Source organism: Nitrospira sp. BLG_2 (assembly GCF_049222245.1).
This window is the reverse complement of the sequence record NZ_JBLYIG010000475.1, coordinates 1-5,809: the sequence shown is the minus strand read 5'-3', so window position 1 is coordinate 5,809 and position 5,809 is coordinate 1. Positions and strand designations below refer to the sequence as shown.

The following is a 5,809-nucleotide window of genomic DNA, read 5'->3' as shown; positions in this document are numbered from 1 at the left end:
TCCACGACGGCACGATCACGACGGAGCGGCCGAATCAGATGGGGGGCACTGAGGCAACGAGCACGGTGACGGTGGAGAACGGGGCCGTCACGGTCTTCATCGGCGTGGATCATGGTACGCTCGAAGGGATCGGCATCCATGCGGGCGAAGCGGGGCACCCGCTTCGAGGCCTTGGAGCCGATTCGCCAAGGCGTGCGCCAACAGTTCGGCGCTGTCTCCGCAGGCATCGCCACCGCCCTGCAGGTGCGAGCGACGATCGCCGAGCGAAGCGACCGACAGGTCAGGTCGAATATGACGACAACGGTGTCCAAGAAATCAGGAGCGGTACAAGCTTAGTGAAGAGATTCGATTGAGGCGAAGCCACGATGTCGTGATTGATTATGGCGCCAGGCCAGCCTGCGTGCCGAAGCAATAATTGTCTGGTTAAGAGTTATCTCGGAACGGGACCAACGTCAGAAGCCGAAAAGTTATCCTGATGACTGTTTAGGCTTACTCACGTACTCCATCAAGCATCCATTCTGGGGAAGAAGTGCGTCTGGGCTTGAACACATCAACTCTTTGAACCATAGCGCAAAAAGTCGTAGGCTTGTCGTAAAACATTAATTTTTGAAAGAGTCTTCTTGCAGACACAAACGGAACTTTCATGGCTACTCTGTAGTGCCGCGTGTAATAGCGGAACAATGCTTCTCTCGGAAATCTGTACCGCATGCCTTCTTCGATCGTGTATATGCAAAGGCTACACATGCCGCAGGGGAATCCGTTTTTCGGTTCATGGCAAAACCATGACTTTTCTAAGATCTCAATAAACCCTTGTTTTCTCGCAATGTCTCTCATGTGAATTCAAGGATGGGGAATTCAAATCGTGCGAATATACTTTCGTCGCCAGTAATATGGTCCTGTAACCGATATCCGCCGGACTGCGTCTGCTCCATCTGGCCTTTTAAGAAATCGTAGAGCTTGTCATCGACATGGACGCTAAGTTCCAAGGGAGTCAACTGTTTGGATTTTGCATATCGCGCCAACCAGTCATACTGATACCCTAAATGCGATCGTTGCTTAAGCCGCTTCCAGGCATTCGAGATGTCCGGATCTTCGAGGATCTCGGTTGCCGAAGTTATTTGCAAGGGAGCGATTCTTTCGTACGCTTCCTGATGAGAAGTCTTGAGCAAAGACCGTATGTCAGAGATGGTTTGGAGTTCACGCAGGCTGGATGGCTTAGTCGTATCGACGATGTAGTGCGGCTCGATTCTCTTGCCGTCCACTAATGAGACGTACAAGACTCTGAATGTCGAGTCCCACCCGCCCGTCCATAGTATTCTGATACAATTATCACTCGAATCTTGCGGTGAGTGTTCATCCAATCTCGAAACTTGCCTCATGGCAATAGCCTCCTTGCGATCAGCTTACACTCGACTACCACGTAAGCGACTAAAAAATAAACATTTCACGCATACCTGCATGAAGGCTCAAAGAAATGCAGCTGTCAACAGCCTCGTGCTACGGATGTTTCCATATACTCCGCCCGACGTGAGTTCGGTCAAAAGATGGCCCCCATGCTCATGTACCGCCGTTTGGCATGCTCCAGGGCCCAGGGGAAAAGGTTGTAAAAATACGGGGGTTTCTGATAAAACGCCACCCACCTGGGAGGCGAGACAGTAGGCTGTCAGCGTGGGTGCTCCAATTCGGCGGAATCGTACCCCGCCGCAACCATCCCGTCGCATGGTGTCGGAACCACCTCGTACAGTCTTGCATGGACTCGTCGGGAAGGAGTCCCTCTGCGAGGGTCCAGAGGTGGACTGTGGTCGCATTCTTCTGTTGGCCGAAGAGTTCCCGCTCAACACCGGCCTCCTCAACGATCCGGCGACAGATCGGACGATCATAGTCGCCGCCGACGCTCCAAGGTTGCATCTCGTTACCGATTGAAACTCGATAGATCTGCCAATATTCCTCAGACCAAAGAACGACACGGGACAATGGATAAATCCCACCCATAAACGCCACTCGGTCAGAGAATGTCCGGACGGTCCTCCGTTCCGACCCATGTCCGGAGTCCGATCATAATCGCCGATACCCCATGCTGTATCCCCGTGATGCCCGGTCAGCAGGACTCGACCTTGCAAAGAGGATCGTGCCGCAACGAAGTGCATCTCTTGCCCATAGGCATCGGCGGCAAGAAACGGAACTTCCGAAAAAGGTTGCTGTCGCCAGGCGGTTCGATCGAGCACGATAGCACGAAGGCCGAGGCGCGTCGCGATGGTTTCTCCGCTATCGCTGCGGCCTCTTCTTCCATCTGGGAACGTCAGCACCTCCGTATTGCCCATTGCGCGGGCCAGCACGGCGATAGTGGGGGAGTCATACCCGGCGGAAAGGGTACCCAGAGGAAGATACTGATACTTACGTTGCGGGTCTCTCATGTTCCGGCCTATGGTGCTGAGGGAAGCTTCCAGAAAGCCTCTGTATTCCTCAAAGGTGTCGAACGTTCGATTCCCAAATGGCTTCTCGATCACATCGAGCGAGTGGCCGTCCCATCGAAGATTATGAAAGTACGTCAGGCGTAAGGGCCCGCGGGTCGTCTGAAGGAGGTGTTTGTATTTTTGAAGACCGCCGACAATCGAGAAGAAGCTCGAATAGTAGTTGTCCGAAAGGGGATCGACGGAAAGATTCAGCGTGGCACACAGTGCGACCAGAGAGTTGGAGATGTACACATGTTTCCCAACTCGGAAAGACACCAAGCGGTCGAGGGTGGAGCCGGAGGACACAAACGTGACGGTACCGTTGGACAGTCGCCCGCCGGACCCGAACACCAGGTCGGTTTGATCGAAGTGACCTTCTCCGAACGGCCCAGGCCATACCGCTTCAGCAAACCAATCTTGCGCGGTTTCGACCCGGCTGCCATGCGCGAGCACCACTTCGGTGTCGGAACATTGTGCCACCCAGGCCAGTGACGGCCATCCTATGACGTGCGTGAATCGAAGCAGAATGCCCATAGACCCAGACCCTGCGATAACACGACATTTCGGATTGTGCAATGGTTGTTGCTGAGGATGGGAAGTGTCCCCGGGGCTCTGGCAGCATCCCGGCTCCACTCCACACGCCAAATCTGCAGCGAAAGCACATTACCTCTCCTTGCCCCACTTGGAGGCCTCAGAGACAGTCAAATGTGCGTTTCCATATCCCTCCCGGACACTGGCAAAAACCCTTGCCGACGCTCCAAAAATACTTTGCTCCGGTAACGATTTCTAAAGGCGATCATAGGGACGAAACATCCGCGTCGTCATCACGCAGCCTCCTCGCTTATCACAATGCTACATCGCTCACGAGTCAGAGGCTGTACACAAGTGCGTAGGGGCTAATGTCGGACAGGATCCTAGGTATAATAATTAGGGTAGAGGCATGTTTCAGCGGTCTACAAGATAGTAAGTCATCGTCGATTTGGTAAGCCGATACATGCCGCCATGGGCGGCGGCGAGACAGATCTCCTGATCCTTCATTCCGATCGAGCGGCAGGCCCTTTCGGCCAATGCCGGATCGTAGTCCGACAGCTTTTCGATGGCACCCTCGATGCAGAGGACGCGGTCGGCATCGCTGCCTTTTTCGCAAACTCGATGCAGCGCGCTCGGCGTCTTCGCCACGGTGCTCTGAAAATAGCGGCCCAGGCCGTGAAAGCAGCCCATCTGTCGGCGGTCGGGGAGCGAGAGACAATGGGCCAGCAATTGCTCGTCTGACGGCTTGTCGTCCTCAGTAAAATGACGAAGGAAGTAACGGTAGCAGGCGGCAGGAAACTTGGTGTCTGCCGTGCAAGGAAACGGCGCCGCTGTGTGGTGCGCTGCTCTGCTATCCCATTGCTCCTCATAGCCCATATAGACGCCCGTGGCGCAGTAGTACTCCATGCTTCGGTCCGTAAACTTTGCGCAGTCGGTCAAGGCGCGCTCGGGCTTGGTTGCATGCAGCTTCATCAGCGCATGGCCGATGGCATGGGCGCAGTTTCCCGGCTTATGGCGCTGGGTCACCATCACTTTCGTGCAAAGAGAATCGGGAGACAGCGCCGGATCGGTCCCATCGGAAGAGCCCTCAGCATTGGGCGCTTGGGCAAAGACCTGGCCAAGCACGCCGTGCATGCAGCCGTTGGTGCAGCGTGTGTCGCAAGTGTCCATCGCTTTCACGACATCTTGCGTCTGGGCCATGATGGCCACGCCAAGGTCGTGGGCTTCGCTATGGCAGAAAGGATGGCGTAGCTCCACAAAATCCAGCATGGCGGCCGGCGTCACAGAGCCGAGGTATCGGGCGTAGATCGACTCGCCCTTATGCGAGATTTCATAATTCACAGCGAAGCGGATCCTGGTCAGTATTGGGGTTTGTTGCCAGTCCGGGAAGTGCTCGGCCTTGGCGGCCGGCGGCAGCAGCGTATGTGCAAGGGCACGAAGATCCACTTTTTGATGGTAGAGCAAGGCGAGCCCGGCGGCGAAAAGCAGTGCCGTTCCAAGGACGACGACGGAAAAGATGAGAAGGATTTTCTTGTGGGCAGTAGCCATGGATTTTCCTCTCGGCGGTTGAGCTGGTGAGTTAGATACTTTCGTATCTAGAACCTATTCGAAAAATTGTTGATAGGCTGAATGCACGTATGTATAAGTAGTTATCCCGGTCAAAAGATGGCCCCCATGCCCAGATACCGCCGTTTGGCATGCTCCAGTGCCCAGGGGAAGAGGTTGAAGAAGTACTGCGGAAAGCTCCGCCTCCCCCGCACGCGCAACATCAGGCTGTGCGCAGGGGCCCGCCAACTTAGTGGCAACATTCGTCCACGCGCCCATCCCGGCACTCCATGGTGCCGTAACCATCGCGTGTAGTCTTGCATGGACTCGTCGGGAAGGAATCCCTCATTGGGATTCCAGAGCACGACGGCGGTTGCGTTCTTCTCTTGGCCGAAGAGTGTCCGCTCCACGCCGGCCTCCTCGACGATCCGGCGACAGATCGGACGGTCATAGTCGCCGCCCACGCTCCACGGTTGCATTTCCGCACTGGTTGAAATGCGATAAATCTGTTCGATATTTCTCACGCCAAAGAAGGGCACGGGACAATGGATGAAGCCCACCCATAACCGCCACTCGGTCAGAGAAATCCCGGACACTCCCCCCCGAACGATGTCCGGCGTTAAGTCATGAGCACCGGCGTCCCACACTTTATCCCCGTAATGCCCCGTCAGTAAGACTCGTTCCTGCAAATAGGATCGGGCCGCCACGAAGTGCATTTCTTCCCCGTAGGCGTCGGCAGCCAGAAACGGCACCTCCGAGAACGGCTCCTGTCGCCAAATTGTCCGATCGAGTACGATGGCCCTCAGGCCGAGACGCGTCGCGATGGGTTCGCCGCTATCGCTCAGACCTTCTCGCCCCTGTTGGAACGTCAGCACCTGCGTATTGCGCATTTCGCGGGCCAGCACGGCGACAGTCGGGGAGTCATACCCGGCGGACAGAGTGCCGAGGGGGCGATACGGCCACTGGCGCAGCGGGTCCATCATGTTCCGACCGATGGCGCTGAGCGAAGTTTCCAGAAACTCTCTGTACTCCTTGAAGGTGCCGAAGATCCTGTTGCCACACGGCTTCTCGATCACGTCGAGCGAGTGGCCATCCCATCGAAGATTGTGAAAGTACGTCAGGCGTAAGGGCCCTCGGGTCGTCTGAAGGAACTGGCTATATTTTTGAAGGCCGTGTTGGATTGAGCGGAAGCTCGAATAGTAATGATCAGAGAAGGGATCGACGGAAAGATTCAGCGCGGCGCACAGCGCGACCAGAGAATTGGAGACGTACACATGGTG

General features: G+C 55.7%; 4 protein-coding genes and 1 pseudogene. 1 reads left to right on the top strand and 4 read right to left on the bottom strand.

What is annotated here, in order from left to right; all coding sequences use genetic code 11:
• A pseudogene (locus ACOSYY_RS20430) lies at positions 1-249 on the top strand (IS3-like element ISMtsp5 family transposase); the annotation flags it as partial.
• Positions 250-830: 581 nt separating this feature from the next.
• Here ACOSYY_RS20430 and ACOSYY_RS12925 read toward each other — a convergent pair.
• The 4 genes from ACOSYY_RS12925 to ACOSYY_RS12910 all read right to left on the bottom strand — a co-directional run.
• Entirely contained in the window at positions 831-1,379 is a 549-nt protein-coding gene (locus tag ACOSYY_RS12925; RefSeq protein ID WP_421662873.1) for a hypothetical protein, read from the bottom strand.
• 87 nt (positions 1,380-1,466) lie between these two features.
• Positions 1,467-2,987 carry a hypothetical protein gene (locus ACOSYY_RS12920; protein ID WP_421662872.1) on the bottom strand — a complete coding sequence of 507 codons (1,521 nt, stop codon included), beginning with the start codon at positions 2,985-2,987 and terminating at the stop codon, positions 1,467-1,469.
• A gap of 411 nt (positions 2,988-3,398) precedes the next feature.
• A complete protein-coding gene (locus ACOSYY_RS12915; RefSeq protein ID WP_421662871.1) occupies positions 3,399-4,532 on the bottom strand; it encodes a hypothetical protein in 1,134 nt (377 codons plus the stop codon).
• 110 nt (positions 4,533-4,642) lie between these two features.
• A partial coding sequence (locus ACOSYY_RS12910; RefSeq protein ID WP_421662869.1) for an asparagine synthetase B family protein occupies positions 4,643-5,809 on the bottom strand: 1,167 nt, incomplete at its 5' end.